22 protein-coding genes and 1 pseudogene are annotated in these 19,654 nt (G+C 68.9%); 12 read left to right on the top strand and 11 right to left on the bottom strand.

Going from position 1 to position 19,654, the window contains the following annotated elements; all coding sequences use genetic code 11:
• The first annotated feature begins 35 nt into the window (after positions 1-35).
• Genes IPP91_06205 through IPP91_06165 form a run of 9 tightly spaced genes read left to right on the top strand, consistent with a single transcriptional unit; the run spans position 36 to position 9,300 of the window.
• On the top strand, positions 36-1,598 hold the full coding sequence (locus IPP91_06205) for a polyamine ABC transporter substrate-binding protein (GenBank protein MBL0141656.1): 1,563 nt from the start codon (positions 36-38) through the stop codon (positions 1,596-1,598).
• Positions 1,595-2,743, top strand: coding sequence for an FAD-dependent oxidoreductase (locus IPP91_06200; protein MBL0141655.1), 1,149 nt, complete (start codon positions 1,595-1,597; stop codon positions 2,741-2,743). The genes IPP91_06205 and IPP91_06200 overlap by 4 nt, the downstream gene beginning before the upstream one ends.
• Positions 2,724-3,011, top strand: coding sequence for a (2Fe-2S)-binding protein (locus IPP91_06195; protein MBL0141654.1), 288 nt, complete (start codon positions 2,724-2,726; stop codon positions 3,009-3,011). Before IPP91_06200 ends, IPP91_06195 begins: the two co-directional genes overlap by 20 nt.
• Positions 2,948-4,405 (top strand): FAD-dependent oxidoreductase, encoded by a 1,458-nt coding sequence (locus tag IPP91_06190; GenBank protein MBL0141653.1) that lies wholly within the window; start codon positions 2,948-2,950, stop codon positions 4,403-4,405. Before IPP91_06195 ends, IPP91_06190 begins: the two co-directional genes overlap by 64 nt.
• Positions 4,405-5,526, top strand: a complete 1,122-nt coding sequence (locus IPP91_06185; GenBank protein ID MBL0141652.1) for an FAD-binding oxidoreductase — start codon at positions 4,405-4,407, stop codon at positions 5,524-5,526. Before IPP91_06190 ends, IPP91_06185 begins: the two co-directional genes overlap by 1 nt.
• Before the next feature lie 7 nt (positions 5,527-5,533).
• The gene (locus IPP91_06180) at positions 5,534-6,475 is read left to right on the top strand and encodes an ABC transporter permease (protein ID MBL0141651.1); all 942 of its coding nucleotides are present in this window, start codon (positions 5,534-5,536) and stop codon (positions 6,473-6,475) included.
• Positions 6,472-7,335 carry an ABC transporter permease gene (locus IPP91_06175; protein ID MBL0141650.1) on the top strand — a complete coding sequence of 288 codons (864 nt, stop codon included), beginning with the start codon at positions 6,472-6,474 and terminating at the stop codon, positions 7,333-7,335. Before IPP91_06180 ends, IPP91_06175 begins: the two co-directional genes overlap by 4 nt.
• Positions 7,328-8,311 (top strand): ABC transporter ATP-binding protein, encoded by a 984-nt coding sequence (locus IPP91_06170; GenBank protein MBL0141649.1) that lies wholly within the window; start codon positions 7,328-7,330, stop codon positions 8,309-8,311. Before IPP91_06175 ends, IPP91_06170 begins: the two co-directional genes overlap by 8 nt.
• Positions 8,308-9,300: an ATP-binding cassette domain-containing protein gene (locus IPP91_06165; GenBank protein ID MBL0141648.1), complete on the top strand. Its 993-nt coding sequence runs from the start codon at positions 8,308-8,310 to the stop codon at positions 9,298-9,300. The genes IPP91_06170 and IPP91_06165 overlap by 4 nt, the downstream gene beginning before the upstream one ends.
• A gap of 15 nt (positions 9,301-9,315) precedes the next feature.
• Here IPP91_06165 and IPP91_06160 read toward each other — a convergent pair whose 3' ends face one another.
• The 7 genes and pseudogenes from IPP91_06160 to IPP91_06130 all read right to left on the bottom strand — a co-directional run bounded on the left by IPP91_06160 (position 9,316) and on the right by IPP91_06130 (position 14,384).
• Positions 9,316-9,657, bottom strand: coding sequence for a dihydroorotase (locus IPP91_06160; GenBank protein MBL0141647.1), 342 nt, complete (start codon positions 9,655-9,657; stop codon positions 9,316-9,318).
• A gap of 104 nt (positions 9,658-9,761) precedes the next feature.
• Positions 9,762-10,634 carry a hypothetical protein gene (locus tag IPP91_06155; GenBank protein MBL0141646.1) on the bottom strand — a complete coding sequence of 291 codons (873 nt, stop codon included), beginning with the start codon at positions 10,632-10,634 and terminating at the stop codon, positions 9,762-9,764.
• Positions 10,635-10,639: 5 nt separating this feature from the next.
• Complete coding sequence (locus tag IPP91_06150) at positions 10,640-11,488, bottom strand: serine protein kinase RIO (GenBank protein MBL0141645.1); 849 nt, start codon at positions 11,486-11,488, stop codon at positions 10,640-10,642.
• Positions 11,489-11,546: 58 nt separating this feature from the next.
• Entirely contained in the window at positions 11,547-12,260 is a 714-nt protein-coding gene (locus IPP91_06145; protein MBL0141644.1) for a hypothetical protein, read from the bottom strand.
• Positions 12,261-12,428: 168 nt separating this feature from the next.
• Positions 12,429-12,518, bottom strand: a pseudogene (locus tag IPP91_06140) (serine protease).
• Complete coding sequence (locus tag IPP91_06135) at positions 12,515-13,759, bottom strand: alpha/beta hydrolase (GenBank protein ID MBL0141643.1); 1,245 nt, start codon at positions 13,757-13,759, stop codon at positions 12,515-12,517. Before IPP91_06135 ends, IPP91_06140 begins: the two are co-directional and overlap by 4 nt.
• A gap of 49 nt (positions 13,760-13,808) precedes the next feature.
• Positions 13,809-14,384 carry a DUF1579 domain-containing protein gene (locus IPP91_06130; GenBank protein MBL0141642.1) on the bottom strand — a complete coding sequence of 192 codons (576 nt, stop codon included), beginning with the start codon at positions 14,382-14,384 and terminating at the stop codon, positions 13,809-13,811.
• A gap of 255 nt (positions 14,385-14,639) precedes the next feature.
• Between IPP91_06130 and IPP91_06125 the strand changes: the two genes are divergently transcribed.
• The 3 genes from IPP91_06125 to IPP91_06115 all read left to right on the top strand — a co-directional run bounded on the left by IPP91_06125 (position 14,640) and on the right by IPP91_06115 (position 16,373).
• Entirely contained in the window at positions 14,640-14,978 is a 339-nt protein-coding gene (locus IPP91_06125) for a winged helix-turn-helix transcriptional regulator (GenBank protein ID MBL0141641.1), read from the top strand.
• Positions 14,979-15,050: 72 nt separating this feature from the next.
• On the top strand, positions 15,051-15,902 hold the full coding sequence (locus tag IPP91_06120) for an arsenite methyltransferase (GenBank protein ID MBL0141640.1): 852 nt from the start codon (positions 15,051-15,053) through the stop codon (positions 15,900-15,902).
• Between the two features lie 162 nt (positions 15,903-16,064).
• Positions 16,065-16,373 (top strand): MTH1187 family thiamine-binding protein, encoded by a 309-nt coding sequence (locus IPP91_06115; protein MBL0141639.1) that lies wholly within the window; start codon positions 16,065-16,067, stop codon positions 16,371-16,373.
• A gap of 49 nt (positions 16,374-16,422) precedes the next feature.
• Here IPP91_06115 and IPP91_06110 read toward each other — a convergent pair whose 3' ends face one another.
• The 4 genes from IPP91_06110 to IPP91_06095 all read right to left on the bottom strand — a co-directional run bounded on the left by IPP91_06110 (position 16,423) and on the right by IPP91_06095 (position 19,647).
• The gene (locus IPP91_06110; GenBank protein MBL0141638.1) at positions 16,423-17,391 is read right to left on the bottom strand and encodes a tripartite tricarboxylate transporter substrate binding protein; all 969 of its coding nucleotides are present in this window, start codon (positions 17,389-17,391) and stop codon (positions 16,423-16,425) included.
• Between the two features lie 69 nt (positions 17,392-17,460).
• The gene (locus tag IPP91_06105; protein MBL0141637.1) at positions 17,461-18,507 is read right to left on the bottom strand and encodes a hypothetical protein; all 1,047 of its coding nucleotides are present in this window, start codon (positions 18,505-18,507) and stop codon (positions 17,461-17,463) included.
• Positions 18,504-19,169: a hypothetical protein gene (locus IPP91_06100; GenBank protein ID MBL0141636.1), complete on the bottom strand. Its 666-nt coding sequence runs from the start codon at positions 19,167-19,169 to the stop codon at positions 18,504-18,506. The genes IPP91_06105 and IPP91_06100 overlap by 4 nt, the downstream gene beginning before the upstream one ends.
• Positions 19,170-19,218: 49 nt before the next feature.
• Entirely contained in the window at positions 19,219-19,647 is a 429-nt protein-coding gene (locus IPP91_06095; protein MBL0141635.1) for a BLUF domain-containing protein, read from the bottom strand.
• Positions 19,648-19,654 lie beyond the last annotated feature (7 nt).

Here is a 19,654-nt window from a genome sequence, read left to right as displayed (position 1 = left end):
TTTGGAATAACCACCCGAGGAGGGCATAAGCAATGATGCGTCTATTCACGCGATTCGCTTCCGTGGCGTTCGTCCTGGCCGCCGCCGCCGTTGCCGGCCTGGTCCTGCCGGCTGCAGCCCAGGAGAAGGTCCTGCGCGTCGGCGCCCAGGCCACCGACATCAGCACCCTCGATCCGCACCGCACCTCGGCGACCCACGAGAAGGGCCCCATCGGGTGGATGTTCGGCGGCCTCGTGCGCTTCCCTCCCGGCAGCGCGAACCCCGCAAGTATCGAAGGTGACCTCGCGGAGAGCTGGCAGCATTCTGCCGACGGGCTCACCTGGACCTTCAAGCTGAGGAAGGGCGTGCAGTTCCACCGCGGCTATGGCGAGGCCAATGCGGAGGACGTCGTCTACAGCCTCACGCGCGCCGCGGACCCGAAGCGTTCCTCCTTCTCCTCGACCTTCCAGCAATTCCAGAAGGTGGAGGCGCTCGATCCGTACACCGTGCGCATCACGCTAAAGACGCCGGTGCCCAGCCTGCTGGGACTCGTATCCAACTACCACGGCGGCATGATCGTGAGCCGCAAGGCGGACCAGGAGCTGGGTGACGGTTTCAAGCTGAAACCCGTCGGCTTCGGACCCTTCGAGTTCGTGGAGCACCAGACGCAGCGCGAACTGGTCCTCAGGGCCTACGAAAAGTACTACCGCGGCAAGCCGAAGATAGCGCGCATCGTCTACAAGTTCATCAACTCGGACGCGAGCCGTGACCTCGCCTTCACGTCCGGCGAGCTCGACGTGATCCAGGGCAAGCGCGAGCAGCGCTGGGTGGAGCGCACGCGCCAGCAGCCGGGCGTGAAGGTCGACGTGTTCGGGCCGGGGGAGTTCCGCACGCTCTTCATCAACCAGCACATCAAGCCGCTCGACGACAAGCGCGTGCGGGAGGCGGTGGCGCGCGCCGTGGACGTGCCGCAACTCATCAAGTTCGTGGGCGCGGACGTGATCACGCCCGGTCGTTCCGTCGTGCCGCCGGGCTACCTGGGCGAGGCTGACGTGGGCCCGAAGTTCCCCTACGACGTCGCGAAAGCCAAGGCGCTGCTGGCCGAGGCGGGCTACGCGCAGGGCATCACGCTCAAGGCCGTCGTGTCCAGCAACACCGCGCAGCTGCCGGTGATGGAAGTGGTGCAGGGACAGCTCAAGCGTGCCGGCATCAATCTCGTCATGGACGTGGTCGATCACACCACGTACCACGCCCAGATCCGCAAGGACGCGAGTGCCATCGTGTTCTACGGCGCGGCCCGCTTCCCGGTGGCGGACAGCTACCTCACGGAGTTCTACCACTCGCGCGCCGAAATCGGGTCGCCCACGCAGGTGACCAATTTTTCGCATTGCAAGGTCGCCGATGCCGAGATCGACGCGGCTCGCAGCGAAGCCGATCCCGCCAGGCGCATCGCGCTGTGGCGCACGGCCCAGGAGAAGATCAACGCCGAGATCTGCGGCATCCCGCTCTTCGACCTGCAGCAGGTGTGGGCGCGTCGCGACACGGTCGACTACGGCGTGCCGCTCGAGGGGGCCTTGAACCTCGCGCCGCCCATCAACGAGAAGACGACGCTGAAATGAAATCGGGGGGCGATCGGGCGTCGCCCGCCGCGGGCGGCTACGACGCGGTCGTGGTCGGCGGCGGTATCGTGGGATCGTCCATCGCCTTCGGGCTTGCGGAGCGCGGCCTGCGAGTCGCCGTGCTCGACGAGGGCGACCGGGCGCTGCGCGCGGCACGCACGAATTTCGGCCTGATCTGGGTCCAGTCCAAGGGCGACGGCTTGCCCGCCTACATGCGCTGGACCCGCCGCTCGGCGGACCAATGGCCGGCGTTCGCGCAGCGCCTCGAGGCCATGTCGGGCGTGAGGACGGAATATCGCAAAGACGGGGGCCTCGTGTACTGCCTGGGCGAGGCGGATTTCGAGGCGCGCCGACTCAAGGTGGCCCAGCTGCGCGCGCAGGCCGACATCTATGGCACCGAGATGCTCGAGCGGCTTGCACTCGAGCGCGTGCTGCCCGGCGTGCGCCTGGGCGAGTCCGTCAGCGGCGCCTCGTTCTGCCCGCACGACGGCCACTGCAATCCGCTCCAGCTCCTGCGGGCGCTGCACGCGGCGCTCAAGCTGGCCGGCGTCCATTACCGGGCGGACGCGCCGGCCCGGTCCATCGTCCATCGCGGAAGCCGCTTCCTGGTCCATACCCCGCAGGGGATCGTCGAGGCCGGCAAGGTCGTGCTGGCAGCCGGGCACGGAATTCCGGCGCTGGCCGGGCAGATCGGCCTGCCGGCGCCCATCCGCGCCGAGCGGGGCCAGATCCTCGTCACCGAGAGGTTCCGGCCATTCCTGCGGCTGCCGGGAAGCGGCATCCGGCAGACGGACGACGGAACCCTGCTCATCGGGTCGTCGAAGGAGAAGACCGGGCTCGACGACCGCACCACCGTTGCCGTGGGCGGGCGCATGGCCGCCCGTGCCATCCGCATCCTGCCAGAGCTGGCCAGCGCCCGTCTGAACCGCACGTGGGGCGGCATCCGCATCCTCACGCCGGACAACCATCCCGTCTACGCCGAGTCGGAGCGCTGCCCGGGCGCCTTCGTCGCCATCTGCCATTCGGGCGTCACGCTGGCGGCTGCGCATGCCACGGATTTCGCCAACGCAATCGCCGACGGACAGCTCGGCGACTTCCTCAACGCTTTCCATCCGAGACGATTCGATGTTCCGAAAGCCGCCTGACACCGCCGACGCGGTGGTCGTTGAAGTCGAGGGCCGCGCCGTCAGCGTGCCGTGCGGCGCGAGTGCCGCCGCTGCGGCCCTGATCGCGGGCCTCGCCAGCACGCGCACCTCGCCGGCCACCGGAGAGCCGCGCGCGCCCTATTGCATGATGGGCGTCTGCTTCGAATGCCTGCTTGTCATCGACGACGAGCCGTCGCAGCAGGGATGCATGGTCGTCGTGCGCCCGGGCATGCGCATCCGCCGGCAGGAAGGAGCGCGCGAGCTGTGAGCACCCCATTCGATTTCGTGGTCATCGGCGGCGGCCCGGCAGGCCTGGCGGCCGCTGTGCAGGCGCGCCAACTCGGTCTCACCGTGACGCTCATCGACGAGCAACCCGAGCCGGGTGGCCAGATCTACCGGGCCGTCGAGCGCGCGGAAGCGGAAGGCCGCGCCGCCGCGCTGGGCGAGGAGTACCGCCACGGCCTGGCGCTCGCGCGCGCGTTCCGCGATTGCGGCGCCACGTACCTCGCCTCGCACCAGGCCTGGCAGGTCGAGCGCGACGGGCGCGTGTTCGCCACCGACGGAACGGCGAGCCGCCTCATCGAAGGACACCGCGTCCTCGTGGCCGTGGGCGCGATCGAGCGCCCCGTGCCCATTCCCGGCTGGACGCTGCCGGGAGTGATGACGGTGGGCGCGGCCCAGATCCTGCACAAGTCGATCGGGCTGCTGCCGGACGCGGGCGTGTGGATCGCGGGCAGTGGCCCCCTCACCCTGCATTTCGCCGCCGAGATCGTCGCGGCGGGCGGCCGCGTCGCCGGCATTCTCGACACGGCCCGTGCGTCGATCCCGGGCACGGCGCTGGCGCATCTCGGCGGCGTCCTGCGCGGCTGGCGATACCTTGCCAAGGGCCTGGGTTACCTCGCGCAGCTGCGCATGGCGGACATCCGGCGCGTGACCGGCGTCGAGGCCGTGGAGGCTGCGGGCGATTCGCGCCTGGAGCGTGTGCGCTGGCGCGTGGGGTCGCAGTGGAACGAGGCGCCGGCCAGCGGGCTGCTGCTGCACGAGGGCGTGATTCCCAACACGCAGGTGACGCTTGCCCTCGGCTGCGCGCACGACTGGGACCCGGTGCAACAGTGCTTCCGGCCCCGCGCGGACGCATTCGGCGCAACAGACGTGGAGGCGATCATCGTCGCGGGCGATTGCGGCGGGATCGGCGGCGCGCGCGTGGCGGAATGCCGTGGCCGCCTGGCAGCGCTGGGTGCGGCGGCGGCGTTGGGCCGCATTACGCCCGAAGATCGCGACCGGCGTGCGGAGCCGGTGCGCCGCGAGCTGGAAGGACACGATGCGATCCGCGGCTTCCTCGACGCGCTCTACTCGCCAGCGCCCGAGCTCCTTGCGCCCTCGGATGACGTCGTTGCGTGCCGGTGCGAAGGCGTGACGGCCGGCCGCATCCGCGAGGCGGTGTCGCTGGGCTGCCTCGGACCCAACCAGGTGAAATCGTTCACGCGCTGCGGGATGGGGCCGTGCCAGGGGCGGATGTGCGGCCCGACGGTCACCGGGGTCATCGCGGCCGCCCTTGGCGTGCTGCCGCAGGAGGTAGGCACCTTCCGCATCCGCCCGCCGCTCAAGCCACTGCGCCTGGGCGAACTCGCCGCGCTCGCCGACGAGGAGCGCGCCGCTTGATTCGCGAAGCGGACGCGATCGTGGTGGGCGGCGGGCTGCATGGCTGCTCCGCGGCCCTGCAGCTGGCGCTTCGCGGGCGCCGCGTCATCGTGCTCGAACGCCGTCATGTGGGCCGCCATGCCTCCGGCATCAACGCCGGCGGCGTGCGCCGGCTCGGGCGCGACCTCGCCGAGGTGCCGCTCTCCGTGCAGGGCATGCCCTACTGGCATCGCATCCGCGAGCTGGTCGGCGACGATTGCGGCTTCACCGCCTGCGGCCACGTGAAGGTGGCCGAGTCGGCGCAGGAACTGGAGACGCTCGAGAAGCGGGCACGGACCGTGCGCGGCCTGGGCTTCGATCACGAGGAAGTCATCGATGCGGCCGAGGTGCGCCGGCTGGTGCCCGCCCTCGCGCCCCACTGCGTCGGCGCGATGGTCGTTCGCGACGACGGCGCGGCCGATCCGTTCCGCACGACCCTTGCATTCGGCACGCGGGCCCGGGAGGCGGGGGCCGCGATCGAGGAAGGCGAGGCGGTCGTGGGCATCGAGAGGCAGGCCGGGTCGTGGCTGGTCATCGGCACGCGCGGGCGCTATCGCGCGCCGGTGGTCGTGAACGCCGCGGGCGCATGGGCGGGGCGGCTCGCGGCGCTCGTCGGGGACGTGTTTCCGATGCGCACGCGCGCCTCGATGATGATCGTCACCGAGCGCATGCCGCCCTTCGTTCTTCCCGTGATCGGCGCGGTGGGACGCGCGCTTTCGTTCAAGCAATCGCCATCGGGAACCGTGATCATCGGCGGCGGGCAGCAGGGTCGTGCCGACCTCGACCAGGAGCAGGGCTGGGTCGACGTCACGAACCTGGCCAAGTCCGCCGGGGCGGCCGCCGCGCTCTTCCCGCGCATGCGCCGGGCGCGCATCGTGCGCTCCTGGTGCGGCATCGAGGCGGAAATGCCCGATCGCCTGCCGGTGATCGACTTCTCGCCCGGGGCGCCCGGATTCATCCATGTGTTCGGCTTCTCGGGTCACGGCTTCCAGCTCGGGCCCATCTGCGGTGTCGCGGTGGCCGACCTGGCTACGCGCGGCACGACCGACCTGCCGATCGCTTCCTTCGCGGCGCGGCGGTTCGCGGTCGCCGAGGCTGCCTGAGGCGACCATGGGCGAGTACCTGCTTCGTCGGCTTGCGCTCGCGGTGCCGACGCTGCTCCTCGCGATGACGGCGGTGTTCCTGCTCGCGCGCGTGGTGCCGGGCGATCCGGCGCTCGTGATCCTGGGCGACCAGGCGTCCCTCGAGGCGCTGGCGGCGCTACGCGCCAAGCTGGGCCTCGACCGGTCCCTCCCCGTTCAGTACTTCGAGTTCCTGGGCGGCATCCTGCGCGGGGACCTCGGCCGCTCGCTCGTCACGGGCAAATCGGTGTGGTCCGAGGTGCTGGCTGTGATCCCCTACACGATCGAACTCACGGCCGCGGCGATCCTCCTGGGTGTGCTGTGCGGCGTGCCGCTGGGCGTCTATGCGGCCGTGAACCGCAACCGGCTGCCCGACATGCTCACGCGCCTGTTCTCGCTCGCCGGCCTTTCCTTCCCGGCGTTCGTTTCCGCCATCCTGCTGCTGCTCGTCTTTGCGATTCAGTTACGCTGGTTCCCGGTGATCTCCGCGCCCAAGGTGGACGACCCGATCGACCGCCTGCGCCACCTGGCGCTGCCGGCCCTGAACCTGGGGCTCATCATGACGGCCTACGTGACGCGCGTGACGCGCTCCTCGATGCTAAACGTACTCGGCGAGGACTACGTGCGCACCGCGCGCGCCAAGGGCATTGGCGCGAACAACGTGGTCTGGCGGCACGCGGTGCGCAATGCCCTGATCCCCGTGGCCACCGTGGTGGGCCTCTACCTGGGCACCATGATCGGCAACTCCGTGCTCACCGAAATCGTCTTCAACCGGCCGGGGCTGGGCAAGCTCATCCTCGGCGCCCTCAACCAGCGCGACTACACGCTGCTGCAGGGGCTGATGGTCTTCTTCGCGGGCTTCATCGTGCTCGCGAATGCGGCCACGGACATCGCCTACGGGATCATCGACCCGCGCGTGAGGTACCGGTGAGCACGCCGGCCGTTGTCCTCGAACCTGCGCGCGGCTGGACGCACCGCTTCCGCGCCAACCCGACCTCGTGGCTGGGGCTGGCGCTCATCGCCGCGGTCGTCCTGGCCGCGGTCTTCGCTTCCAGCATCTGGCCGGTCGATCCGCTGGAGCAGAACATCGCCGACCGCCTCATGGCGCCGTCGGCGCAGTACCTCCTGGGCACGGACTCCTACGGGCGCGACGTGCTTGCGCGCCTGCTGCACGCCGCGCGCATCTCGCTCACCATCAGCGTGCTGGCGATCACGCTCGCGATGGTCGTGGGTTCCGCCATCGGCATCACGGCGGGCTACCTGGGCGGCTGGGTCGACGCGGCGGTCACGAGCCTCCTCGACGTACTGCTGTCGTTCCCGACGCTTCTTTTGGGCCTCATGGTGGTGGCCATGCTCGGGCCCAGCATCGAGAACCTCGTGATCGCGATCGCCCTCACGGAGCTCGCGCCCTTCGCGCGGGTCGCGCGCGCGCCCACCATCTCGCTCAAGGGCCGCGACTTCGTCGAGGCCGGGCGGGCGCTGGGGTTCTCCGATCTGCGTCTGGTGGTGGTGCACATCATCCCCAACCTGCTTTCCGAGATCGTGGTGGTCGCCTCGATGTGGCTCGCCACCGCCATCCGCACGGAAGCCTCGCTCAGCTTCATCGGCCTGGGCGTGAAGCCGCCCACCCCCACCTGGGGCGGGATGATCCGCGAGGGCTTCGAGAATATCCTCGACGCTCCCTGGCTCGCGGTGGCGCCGGGTATCGCGATCCTTATCACCGTCCTCGGCCTCAACCTGCTGGGCGACGGGCTGCGCGACGCCATCGATCCGAAAGCGCAGCGTGACTGAGGCGGCCGTGCTCGAGGTGCGCGACCTCACCGTGGAATTCCGCTCCCGCGGCGCGTGGCATCCGGCCGTGCGCGGCGTGGATTTCGCCATCGCGCCCAACGAGACGCTCGCCGTGGTGGGCGAGTCGGGCAGCGGCAAGAGCGTGACGGCCCTCGCGGTGATGGGGCTTGTGCCCGCGCCGTCGGGGCGCATCTCGGCTGGCAGCAGCATCCGCCTGGACGGCCGCGAGCTCGTGGGACTGCCCGACAAGGCGCTGGACAAGGTGCGCGGCGATCGCGTGGCGATGATCTTCCAGGAGCCGATGACCGCGCTCAATCCGACGATGACGGTGGGCGCCCAGGTGGCCGAAAGCGTCCGCACCCACCGCGGCCTTGGCGCAGCCGCCTCGTGGAAGGAGGCGCAGCGCGCGCTCGACCTGGTGAAGGTGCCCTCGGCGGCGAAGCGCATGGGCGACTACCCGCACCAGTTCTCCGGCGGCATGCGCCAGCGCGTGATGATCGCCATGGCGCTCGCGTGCCAGCCGGCGGTGCTGCTGGCCGACGAGCCGACGACGGCGCTGGACGTGACGATCCAGGCCCAGGTGCTCTCGCTCATCGAGGACCTGAAGCGCGAATACGGACTCGGGGTGCTCTTCATCACCCACAACCTCGGCGTGGTGGCGCTCATCGCGGACCGCGTGGCCGTGATGTACGCGGGCGAGATCGTCGAGACGGCGACAGTGGCGGCGCTCTTCGAGGCGCCGCGCCACCCCTATACCGAGGCGCTGCTCGCTTCCATGCCACGGGTGGATCGGGACATCGGTGCCCTCGAGCCGATACAAGGCAACGTCCCGTCGATTCGCGACATCGGGGCCGGGTGCACCTTTGCGCCGCGCTGCCCGCTGGCGACGCAGCAATGCCGCACGGAGCGGCCGGCGCTCGTCGCCACGGGTGAGGCGAGGGCGGTTCGCTGCTGGGTTCGCGGGGGCACGGCGTGAGCGCGAGCCCGATACTTTCGGTGCAGGGCCTCGGGAAGCGCTTCGCGGTCGGCGGCGGGCTCTTCCGGCGCGCGGCGCAGGTCCACGCCGTGGTCGATGCGTCGTTCTCGGTGCCGGAGCGCGCTTCCCTCGGGCTCGTCGGTGAATCGGGCTGCGGCAAGTCGACGCTGGCGCGGTGCCTGCTGCGGCTGGTCGAGCCCGACGCGGGCCGCATCGTCTTCGAGGGCGAAGAGGTGATGGGGCTTGCGCGGCCGGCGCTGCGCAGCGTCCGGCGGCGCATGCAGATGGTGTTCCAGGATCCGTACGCCTCGCTCAATCCGCGCCGGACCGTGGCGCAGACGCTTGCCGAGCCGCTGCGCGTGCACGGGCTGGCCAGGGGCAGGGACATCGAGGCGCGGGTCGGGGCGGTTCTCGCGGAGGTGGGCCTTCCCATCGATTCCGCGAAGCGCTTCCCGCACGAGTTCTCCGGCGGCCAGCGGCAGCGCATCGGCATTGCGCGGGCACTGGTGCTGGAGCCGCACCTGATCGTCGCCGACGAGCCCGTCTCGGCCCTGGACGTCTCGGTCCAGGCGCAGGTGCTCAAGTTGCTGGAGGGCCTGCGCGACCGGCACGGCCTGAGCCTGCTTTTCGTCTCGCACGACCTGGGCGTTGTGCGCCATGTGTGCGACCGCGTGGCGGTGATGTACCTCGGGCGCATCGTCGAGGAGGCGCCGGTGCCGGAGATCTTCGACCGCCCGTTGCACCCGTACACGCAGATGCTGCGCGCGGCCTCTCCCGTGCCGGACCCGAGGGCGCGCTTCGCGCTGCCGCGCGTGATCGGCGAGATACCTTCGGCGATGGACCCGCCTCGCGGGTGCGCGTTCCATCCTCGTTGTCCGCACGCGATGGCGCGGTGCAGCGAGGAATTGCCGCCGCTCGTGCAAGTGGAGGCAGGCCGGCGGGTGGCGTGCCACCTGCATGCGGCTGCGGGCGGGGCGCCCGCGCCCTGAATCCGGCAGTGGTCGTTACCCGAGTGTAGCGGTTTGGTTCCACTCCACGGCCGCGCGCAGGGCGGCCGCCTTCGTGAAGAAATATCCGCCGCGCTCGAAACCGGCGACCAGCGTCATCCTGACGGCGAGCACCCGGTTGCAGGCCCGCACGACCACCACCTCGTCCGGCAGTCCGTCCAGCACGTGATTGTCCGCCGGGCTCCCGTCCGCATGGCGCGACGGATACAGGGTGCAGGAGGCGTGGTCGTAGAAGGAGGGCCGGAATCCCACGGCGTGCAGGGTGTCGTGGTGGCGCTCGATCTCCGCCTCCATGACTTGCGTTGCGCCGGGCCATTCCCTGCTGATCAGGTTTCTCATGACTTGCCTCCAACCGGGTCCACTGCATCGTTTTCGATGGACCCAGTGTCGGCGCCTGCCACCCGCGCTGCTGTGAGACAGGTCGCTTTTCCGGCGCCGAAAAATTACAGACGCAAGGAATGGGCCGCCGCCCGCCGCCGCCACATCACGAAGGGAACCGCCGTAAGCACCGAGACGACGAGATAGCTCAGGATCGTGGCCGTGATGACGGGTGAAGCGGAATTCAGCGTCGCGACGAGCAGCGCCAGGCCCGGATTGCGCGCGGCGCTGGATATGGCCATGGCCGTGCGCGTCGCGGGGTCGGGGCCACCCAGCAGGTACCCGGCGGCCAGAGCCAGCATCGTGGCGATCGCGATGGCCAGCGCGACCCGCCCGCCGGCATTCACCACGACTTCCCAGACGTCGATGAGCGCCAGCACCGTCAGGAGGATCAGCAGCCAGGTCCCCAGCCGCGCGAGGCGGGGTGCGAGCCATTCCGCCCTGGCCGGGGAAAGGTGCCTGGCCAGCATGCCCAGCCCCAGCGGCAGCAACTGCGCGACGAAGACCTGCTTTGCCAGGCGCCACGGCGCGATCGTCGCGTCTGCCGCGTAGTACTCGTTCAGCGCCGCGATGGACAGCGGCATCGAGACAGTGGCGAGCACAGCCACCGCGATCTGCAGAGCCGGGGCGAACGATCGATGGCCGCCCGCGCCCAGGGACTTGCGCAGCGCCACCGGGGCGCCGGGCGAGAGGGCCATCAGCACGATGCCGACCTCCACGGGCCGCGGAAGCGCCATGACCCATGTCACGACCAGCGCCAGGGCCGGGACCGCGACCAGCACTGAAAACAGGCCCTTCAGCATGAGCGCAGGCCGCTGCCAGACCCAGCGGAACTCGCCCGGCACGATGGCGAGCCCGAGGTCGAACATGACGGTGAAGACGGTCACGACGGCAACCGCGGTGAATGCCCACTCGGGTATCGCGCTCCCGAGCGGCATGGCGTCTAGCCGGCCTCCTGCATCCGCAGGATCCGGGCCGCCTCCTCGAGCCGCGCGTCGTCGATCTCGCGCATGACACCTTCCACGTCCGCAGCGGCGTCGTCCTGTTCGAACTGCCCCGTCAGGGCGACGTCGGGGTGCAGCTTGCCCGAGCTGTAAAGCGCCCAGATCTCCTTGCCGTAGTCGGTGTCGAGCAGTTCCGGCGCCACGCGCCCGAAGAAGCGCCGCAGGTTGTCCACGTCGCGGACCAGCATGCGCGGCGCGTGATTGTTGCCCGCCGCGTCCACCGCCTGGGGCAGGTCGATGATCACGGGGCCTTCGGAGCCCAGCAGGATGTTGAATTCGCTCAGGTCGCCGTGCACGACGCCCGCGCTCAGCATGCGGACGACCTCGCGGATGAGGAGATCGTGCAGCTCGACGGCGATCTCCGGCGTGAATTCCACGTCGTTGAGGCGCGGGGCGGCGTTGCCCTCGTCGTTGTGGACGAGTTCCATCAGCAGCACGCCTTCGTGGAAGTTGTAGGGCCTGGGCACGCGCACGCCAGCCGCGGCGAGCCGGTAAAGGGCATCCACTTCCGCGCTCTGCCATGCCTTTTCCTGCGCCTCGCGCCCGAAGCGCGTGCCCTTCGCCATGGCGCGCGCCTGGCGGCTGTTCTTGGTCTTGCGGTTCTCGGTGTAGTCGACGGCCTGGCGGAAGCTGCGCTTGTCGGCCTCCTTGTACACCTTGGCGACCCGCGTCTGCGCGCCGCATCGCACCACGAACACCATCGCCTCCTTGCCGCTCATGAGCTGGCGCACCACGGAGTCGATCACGCCATCGTCAACGAGCGGTTGCAGTCGCTTCGGAATTTTCATGGGCGCCAATATACCCCGGCAGGTCGCCCGCCGGGCTCCGGGAGCCCCGGGAGCGCGCTCAACGCGTGAGCTGCAGGTCCCACGCCATCTCGACCGGCGCGTACCGTCCCTTCATCTGGCTCACCGGCACGAGCCTGTATTTCGCGCTCAGTCGCGCCGGGTCCGCGAAGGGCAATTCCTTCCACGGAAGGACGTCCGGCTCGCTGGTGCCGAAGAACAGGCTGACGGTCCGGGTCTGTCTGTAAGCCCCCGAGCGCGAATTGACGCACCTGAGCGGGATCGGCTTGAGGGAAACCAGCGCAATGAACATCGAGTGCGTCTTCTTGCGATAGTCGACGTTGAGCGTGCCCTGCCCATTCATCGGGATCGTGGTCGGCGCCGCGAGCGCGCAAGTCCAGCTCGTGATCTTTCCGTCGGAGTCCGCCGAGGCGTTCCTGCCCGCGAGATCCCATTGGGTGATCTCGGCCGACGCGCTCGGCTTGTCGATGTCGCTCAGCTCGGCCATCGCGGAGGTGTCGCTCCTGCTCGTGAGCGGCAGCGTGATCTTCACGGTGGCGCGAAAGTCCACCTTGCCCGGGTTCCCGGCGGCGCTCAACTCCGTGCCGGAAATGGTGACCGTTCCCGTGTAGGCGCCCAGCTTGCCGTCTTGCGCCTGGGCGGATCCGGCGATGCCAGCGCATGCCAGGGCCAAGAACGTCGGCGCCAATGCGTGAAGGGCGCGCCGCTGCCAGTCATTTCCGGCTTGCCGCAATTGCCGCAGGGTCCCGCGCATTTCCGTTTCCTCGCATTCGAGTGCCGACGGGGGCGGTCGCCTCCGCTTCAAGGCCTTACCCTACACGAATGCGCAGCGTGGCCGTACCCGGGTGCGGCGCTCTTCGCAGGCTCGCTCGAAGCGCGCGATTTCATCCAGGCGCGCGAGCGTGTCGTCCGCATCGTCGAGCGCGAAGAAGAAGCCGCTGGCGTTGATGAGCGCCTTCTGCTGCTTGAACGTGATGACGCGCGCCGCGGTGACCGGGAGGGATTCGATCATGGGTTCCGCGGTGCGTCGCCCGGGCGGCCGGAGGGGGCGGCAAGCCAGCCGCGAATCTTTTCGTACACATCACCGCGGCTGAGCAGGTCGAAATGTCCCATGCCGTACCCCACCCAACGGCTGGTCTCCGGAATCGCAAGGCTCAGGCGCGGATCGCGGTGCCGTCCCAGGGCGCTGTTCACGGGCACGAGTTCGTCGCCACGGGTCCTGGCTCCGGGGGAGGGCGGGTGTTCCTGCCTGCTGGCGGCGATCACGTAGCAGCGCACTCCGCCGGGAAGCGGCACCGGGCTGTGAGAGGCCATCGTCTCCGCCCTGGCCTTCGGTTGCCAGTCTTCGTCGCGCAGGTGGCCGTGGCTCAAGTCCTTGATTCCCGCACTGCGAACCTTGCCCAGGCGGGCGAACGGCGCCGTATAGGGGCTGATGCCCAGGAGGTAATCCACGCGCGTGCCGGCGCGTTCCAGCGGCGCGCCGAAGTGGGGCGAGCCGAGCATTACGAGCGGGTCGAGCCGCTTGCGCCAGTCATGGCCGGCGAGCGCGGCGTAGTGGCAGGCGCTGCGGGCCACCAGGCCTCCCATGCTGTGGCCCAGGATCGCCAGTTGCGCGACGGGGTGCGGCCATTCGCGCAGGAGCGTTTCCATGAGGTCGGCGAAGTCGCGGCCATTGGCGCTGATGTGCCGGCCGGTGTTGTAGTGCACATACAGCGGCGTGTAGCCCAGGTCCCGCGCCAGGGCCGCGCCGTGGTCGTGGCCTTCCCGGTTCCACTGCAGGTCGTTCATGCACAGGCCGTGCAGCAGGACGAGAACCCTGCCGCCCGGCTTCGGGAATGCGGCAGCCAGGGCGGCGCGGTTCAGGGCCACCGGGGTGCCGCTCTTGCGCAGGCCCATGGCGATGGCGAGCGGATTGCCGGATTCGGCCAGGTAATCACCGAGCACTCCGTTCAACGCGGCGAGCACCGTCTCGCGCTCCTGCGAGGAGCGCTTCTCCGCGATGAGCGGCGTGAGCAGGCCCAGCAGGCCATCGACGCTCAGGCCGACGAGGCGGGTGACGCCGCGAACGGACCGGTAAACGAAACCCGTGATGCCTCTCGTGCGTCCCTTGGGTGCCTTGCCCAGCGGACCGGGTACCTTGGTAATCGTGTGATGCATGGCCTCGACGAGGTCGGCCAGGCCGACGGTGGCATCGACGGCCAGCCGCTGGAAGCCACGCAGGTCCGAAAGGTGTACGTGGGCAGGCTTCTTCATGGGGTGCCCGTCATGCGCCGGAAAAGGCCGAGCGGATCGCGCTGGAAGTCTAGCGGGCCGGTACGGGATCGGCCGCCGGCCATCCCGTGTCGCCGACGCGCTTCAGGTCCATCTCGAAGATGCGTAGCGGATCCTTGCCCTGAACGGTGCGGTCGCCCACCTCGCGAAAGGTGTCGCCCTTGATGGTCGCGGAGTAGCGGATCGTGGCCCCCGGTCCTGCGGGGATCTCCCACGCATATCCGTCGGCGAGCGGCGTGAAGGCGAAGTCGCCATAGCGGCCCATCGCCCACGAGCGCATCGAATACGCTTTCCTCGCGGGATCGTAGGAGACGATGCCGAGTGCGTTGAATCCCGTGCTGCCGTCGTCGCGATAGCCGCGTCCCTCGATCACCTTCACCGAGCCGTCGAGGAACGGCCCGATGCGCTCGGTCTGGGTGATCACGCGCTTCTCGCCGGAAGGCAGCAGCGTCCACGCCGTCCCGCGCCAGGCGCCATCCATGAAGGCGAGGGCCTTCATGGCCTCCTTCTGGGCGGCGACGAGGGCGAGTGGGTCGTGGGGACCCTGGGCGGCGGCGCCCAGAGCGGCGACGGTGGCGAGGAGGGCGAGTGCGCGCATGGGCTGGATTATCGCATTGAATCCCGCCGCTTCCGCCCTGCGCGCGCCCATCCAGGCCGCCATGAAGGAAGTCGCGGACGAGATGAGCCGGATCCCGCCCAATGGAATCGAGACCCGGTTCAAGGAAGTCTCGATCGTCGCCCGGGTGGTTTGCTGGAGGCAACCCTCGGGCAGGCCCATCGGCCGTACTCGATCGCAGTGGCGAGAGCCTTCCGTTGCCCGCCCCCTGTTGACATCGCACTTTATTTCCATAAAACTGGAAACATGGAAAAGAAAGCAGCCCTATCCGCCCTGGCCGGGCTCTCGCTAGGATCGCGGCTGGACATGTTCCGGCTGCTCGTCGAGCAGGGACCGGAAGGTATGGCGGCCGGCGGGATCGCCGAGCGTCTCGGCATGGCCAACGCCACGCTTTCGTTCCATCTCAAGGAACTGTCCCAAGCCGGGCTCGTGAGCTCCCGCCAGGCGGGGCGGTTCATCTACTACTCAGCCAACTTCGCCACCATGAACCAGTTGGTGGACTACCTGACCGAGAACTGCTGCCAGGGCGCGAGCGGCGTCGTCGGCTGCGTGCCGTCCGCGAAGCGCAAGCGCAAGGCTTCGTGAGCGACAGACGATGCAACGTGGTCTTCGCGTGACGAAGGGCTGGTACGAACAACTCGTTTGAAAGGAATGAACATGTCGAGTGCAAACGAAGTCAAGGAAGTCGTCAGGAAGCGGTATGGCGAGGCCGCTCGCCAGGTGCGGGCTGGCCGTGCCAGTTGCTGCGGCACCGGTGAGGCGGATTCGAATTGCTGCGATCCGATCACCTCCAACCTCTATGGCGCGGACGAGGCCGGCGCCGTGCCCGGCGACGCCTTGAAGGCCTCGCTGGGTTGCGGAAACCCCACCGCCCTCGCGCAGCTCAAGACCGGCGAAACCGTACTCGACCTGGGCTCGGGCGGCGGCATCGACGTGCTCCTGTCCGCGCGGCGCGTCGGCCCGACGGGCAAGGCGTTCGGCCTCGACATGACCGACGACATGCTCGCACTGGCCGAGGAGAACAAGCGCGCGAGCGGGCTCGCGAACGTGCATTTCCTGAAGGGCGAGATCGAGAACATCCCGCTGCCGGACAACTCCGTCGACGTGATCATCTCGAACTGCGTGATCAACCTTTCCGGCGACAAGGACAAGGTGCTGCGCGAGGCCTTCCGCGTGCTCAAGCCCGGCGGCCGGTTCGCTGTATCCGACGTCGTCGTGCGCGGCGAGGTGCCGCCGGCCATCCGCAGGAACATGGAGCTGTGGGTCGGATGCGTCGCCGGGGCGCTCTCGGACGCGGACTACCGGGGCAAGCTCGCCGCCGCCGGATTTGGCGACATCGATCTCGAGGTCACCCGCGTCTACGATGGCGACGACGCCCGGGCCTTTCTCGCGGCGGAAGGAATGGATGCGGACGCCATTGCGAAGGAGGTCGCCGGGAAGTTCGTCAGCGCCTTCGTCCGCGCGGTGAAGCCCGCATCCTGCTGCGCTCCGGCCTGCTGTTCCCGGTAGTCATCGGCGACGCGGCCGCGCCGGCCACGTCCGTGCGCAAGGGGATGATCGTGAGGCCGCCGCGAGCAGCGTTCGCGAGGGGGCACACGAGCGGCCCGCCCGCGAGGCGGGGCATTGGCGGTAGCATGGCGAACGACCGGCAACGTGGCGAGGCGAAGAGCGATGGTACTACTCGATTTCTCGATGTCCCCCTTCGACAAGGGCGAAAGCCTGAGCGAGTACGTGGCTCGCTCGCTCGACATCATCGACAGGAGCGGGTTGCCGTACCGGCTCACGCCCATGGGCACGATCATCGAAGGGGAATGGGACGAGGTGATGAAGGTCGTCACCGCCTGCTTCGAGGCGATGAAGCAGGACTGCAGCCGGATCTCCACCTCGATCCGGATCGACTACCGGGCAGGGAAAAGCGGGCGCCTGAAGAGCAAGATCGAAGCTGTCGAAAGCAGGCTGGGACGCAAGCTCTCGACCTAGGCGCGAGCGCCTCCTTCACGGTGTTCCGGAAGGAGGCGCAAGGCACCCCTCAGTTGGGGGTGACCCCCGAGGCTTTCACGACCTTGGACCACTTCGCCACTTCCGACGCGATGCGCTTGCCGAAGTCCTCTGGCGTGCCGGACATGGGGTGGCCGCCGAGTTCGGCCAGGCGCTCCTTCATCTTCGGGTCCGCGAGTGCGCGGTTCACCTCGGCATTGAGCTTGTCGATGATCTCCTTTGGCGTTCCCTTGGGTGCGCCCAGGCCGAACCAGGCCACCGCTTCGTAGCCGGGCACCGTCTCCGCGACGGTGGGCACGTCGGGCATCGAGGTCTCGCGCGTCGCGGTGGTGACCGCGACTGCGCGGATCCGGCCGCCCTTGATGTGGCCCGCCGAGGAGGGCAGGTTGTCGAAGAGCACGTTCACCTGGCCCGAGATGAGGTCGGTGAGCGCGGGACCTGCGCCCTTGTACGGGATGTGGGTCATCTTGCAGCCGGTCATCATCATGAAGAGCTCGCCCGACATGTGCACCGAGGTGCCTGCGCCCGAAGAGGCCATGTTGATCTTGCCGGGGTTCGCCTTGCAGTAGGCGATGAATTCGGCCACGGTCCTGGCCGGGAAGGAGGGCGTGACCTCCATGACGTTCGGGGAGCTGATGAGGCCGGCGACAGGGGCGAGATCCGTGAGGATGCTGAACGGCAGGTCCTTGTAGAGCGTTTGGTTGATGCCGTTGGCCGGGTTCACGAGGAAGAGGGTGTAACCGTCCGGGGGCGATTTCAGCGCGAGTTCCGTGCCGATGTTGTTTCCGCCGCCCGGCTTGTTCTCGATGATGAAGGTGTGGCCCATCTTGTCCGTGAGCCACTGCGCGATGATCCGCGCCAGCACGTCGGTGGTCCCCCCCGGCGGATAGGAGACGATCACCTTCACGGCGCGCACTGGGTAGTCGATGGCGAATGCCGGGCTGGCCCCGACCAGGGCGGAGCAGAGTGCGAGCGTGGCGATGCGTGCGGCACGAAGCATGGGTTGATCTCCTCGGTGTCGATTGTCGAAGCTTGGCGCTCCCGGCGGCGCCGGGCGCTTGCCCCCATGTTATCGAAATTCGAGGAGGGCGGAGCCGATCGTATAGCTCGCCCCGAATCCGATCAGCAGCGCGAACTCCCCCGGCCGCACGCGACCGCCGCGGATCAGCTGGTCGAGCAGCAGGGGAATGCTCGCGCTGGAAGTATTGCCGGTGTCGGAGAACGAGGCGCACAGCCGCGCCGGGTCGATGCCGGTCCTTTCGCAGGCCGGGATCAGGATTCGCGTGAGGTTGGCCTGATGCGGAATGAGCCAGTCGATGCGCGCGCCCCGGGCCTGGTACCGCTGGATCTCGTCGATCAGGATGCGCGTTGCGCCCACCGCGACCGGCGGCCCCGCCATGTACCAGCGGACCGGTTTCGGCACGTCGAGGGCGAGGTTCGCGGCCTGCATTCCGCCTCCCTTGATCATCCCGATCGTGTCGGCGTCGATCATCGAACTGGCGCGTATCGAGCGTATCGCCGCAATGCCGGGGTCGCCGCTGCAGAGCAGCAGGCCCGCTGCCGCGTCCCCGAAGAGCGTGCTGGTGCCGAAGTGCAGCGGATCGTAGGGAATGCAGCGTGACGCGAATTCGATCGCGAGGCAGGCGACGCGGCGAAACCCCATCGTCTGGAGGGTACTGGCGCCGATCGCGACGCCGTACATGAAGCTCGTGCAGGCATTGCTGCCGATATCGAGGACGAACGGGGCGCCCAGGTCCGCGTGCCGTGCGCGTGCGGCCGCGACGATCTGCTGCGAAAGGCCGGGAAAGCCGTGCGTGCTGGACGAGGAGACGATCAGTGCGTCCAGATCCGACCAGGCGTCGCCGGCCATCAGGCGCTCGAGCAATTCCAGGCCGACCGTGACCGGTGACTCGCCCGGCTCGAAGAAATGCCGTGCCCGCAACCCCGTCTTCTTCTCGATGAGTTCGGAGCGCTCGCGGACCTTGGCGACGATGTCTTCCGCGGCCTCGTCGTCGAGCTGGACACCGGCCACCAGTCGCTCGCCGATCTCGCGATTGGAGACCGAGGCAACGGGCAGCGTGCCGGCGGTGCGGACGATCGATACCGATGCGCTCATGCACGCTCCTTCGGTTTCGGATACTGGACGATTCTGGCCATGCGGCTCTCGAACGGGTCGCGCCTCGACAGCGCCGCCGCCTGCCTGCCGGTGACCAGGGGATAGTGCCGCAGTCCCACCAGCTTTTCATGAACGTCCCAGCAGGCCTTCCCGGGCGACGCCCACAAGGCCGTATCCACGCGCCGCAGGTCGAAGGCGCCGGAGTAGCTGCGCAGCGTGCGCCGCCCCTTGCGGTCGCAGTACTCGTGGAAATAGGAGAGGGCGAGCTCGCGCAGCGTGCGGTAGATCGGGTCGCGGTAGCGCAGCACCGCCCCGTTCGTCTTCGAGATCGCGCCCCAGCACCGGCCGCGCCTGAACACCGCGATGCAGTGCGGGTAGTCGGAGAAGTCGCAATCCAGGTGGACCAGGAGCGGGGGCTTGCCGTGCACCCATAGCGCGCACGCGGCGACGAAGGCGCCTTCGAGGCAGTGCGCCCTGCGCTGTTTCAGCACCTCGCGGGCCGACAGCAGCGTTTCGCCGCCGAGCTCGTGGTTGGCGGGGATGCGGTTCAGGAAGGCCTGGATCCTTTGCGGCGTGTCCAGCCGCTCGAGTGCGGCGAACTGGCCGGCGGTGAGCCCCAGGTCCTCGCGGCGCGCGAAGCGGCGGTGACGAAGGAGCGTCATGCGGGGGGCTCCGGAGCCAGGCGGGTGGGAAGCGCTTCGGGCGGAGGCGTCAGGCCGAACGGCAGATGATCTGCGCGGTGGCGATCAGTTCCTCCAGCAGGGCCATCGAGGCCTTGCCGGACATGGCGTAGGGATCGAGCTGCGGCTTCTCGCAGTACTTGAGGAGCGTCGAGGGGTTCACCTTGGCGAGGTTCACCTGCCCCATGGTCCAGCCCGCAAATCTGCGCTCGGTCACCTCCTCGTAGTGCAGGACCACCACGTCGCGGTGGCGCTCGTCGCGCACGATCGTGTTGTAGAGCTGGTTCACGGCCGCGCGCCCGCCCTCGAGCACCTGCATGAAGACGTCGCCGCTCTGGCACAGGACGCCGGTGATGCCGAGCGCCGGATTGTGCTTGCGCGACTGTTCCATGATCGATTCGATCACCTCGGGGGCGACGGGTTTCGCCGAGCGGCTGGCGTAGAGAAGTCGGACGAGCATCGTAGGC

It is taken from the genome of Betaproteobacteria bacterium (genome assembly GCA_016720855.1).
GTDB lineage: Bacteria > Pseudomonadota > Gammaproteobacteria > Burkholderiales > Usitatibacteraceae > FEB-7.
The sequence above is the reverse complement of the archived record's forward strand: the minus strand, read 5'-3'. Positions and strand labels throughout refer to the sequence as shown.

Bases quoted from the DNA above. Each gene is read 5' to 3' on its own strand.
- IPP91_06200 (MBL0141655.1), top strand. From the start codon at position 1,595: ATGAAATCGGGGGGCGATCGGGCGTCGCCCGCCGCGGGCGGCTACGAC.
- IPP91_06190 (MBL0141653.1), top strand. From the start codon at position 2,948: ATGCATGGTCGTCGTGCGCCCGGGCATGCGCATCCGCCGGCAGGAAGG.
- IPP91_06110 (MBL0141638.1), bottom strand. From the start codon at position 17,391: ATGCTTCGTGCCGCACGCATCGCCACGCTCGCACTCTGCTCCGCCCTG.
- IPP91_06160 (MBL0141647.1), bottom strand. From the start codon at position 9,657: ATGAGAAACCTGATCAGCAGGGAATGGCCCGGCGCAACGCAAGTCATG.
- IPP91_06120 (MBL0141640.1), top strand. From the start codon at position 15,051: ATGTCGAGTGCAAACGAAGTCAAGGAAGTCGTCAGGAAGCGGTATGGC.
- IPP91_06115 (MBL0141639.1), top strand. From the start codon at position 16,065: ATGGTACTACTCGATTTCTCGATGTCCCCCTTCGACAAGGGCGAAAGC.
- IPP91_06100 (MBL0141636.1), bottom strand. From the start codon at position 19,169: ATGACGCTCCTTCGTCACCGCCGCTTCGCGCGCCGCGAGGACCTGGGG.
- IPP91_06195 (MBL0141654.1), top strand. From the start codon at position 2,724: ATGTTCCGAAAGCCGCCTGACACCGCCGACGCGGTGGTCGTTGAAGTC.
- IPP91_06105 (MBL0141637.1), bottom strand. From the start codon at position 18,507: ATGAGCGCATCGGTATCGATCGTCCGCACCGCCGGCACGCTGCCCGTT.
- IPP91_06125 (MBL0141641.1), top strand. From the start codon at position 14,640: ATGGAAAAGAAAGCAGCCCTATCCGCCCTGGCCGGGCTCTCGCTAGGA.
- IPP91_06205 (MBL0141656.1), top strand. From the start codon at position 36: ATGCGTCTATTCACGCGATTCGCTTCCGTGGCGTTCGTCCTGGCCGCC.
- IPP91_06155 (MBL0141646.1), bottom strand. From the start codon at position 10,634: ATGCCGCTCGGGAGCGCGATACCCGAGTGGGCATTCACCGCGGTTGCC.
- IPP91_06095 (MBL0141635.1), bottom strand. From the start codon at position 19,647: ATGCTCGTCCGACTTCTCTACGCCAGCCGCTCGGCGAAACCCGTCGCC.
- IPP91_06145 (MBL0141644.1), bottom strand. From the start codon at position 12,260: ATGCGCGGGACCCTGCGGCAATTGCGGCAAGCCGGAAATGACTGGCAG.
- IPP91_06150 (MBL0141645.1), bottom strand. From the start codon at position 11,488: ATGAAAATTCCGAAGCGACTGCAACCGCTCGTTGACGATGGCGTGATC.
- IPP91_06180 (MBL0141651.1), top strand. From the start codon at position 5,534: ATGGGCGAGTACCTGCTTCGTCGGCTTGCGCTCGCGGTGCCGACGCTG.
- IPP91_06135 (MBL0141643.1), bottom strand. From the start codon at position 13,759: ATGAAGAAGCCTGCCCACGTACACCTTTCGGACCTGCGTGGCTTCCAG.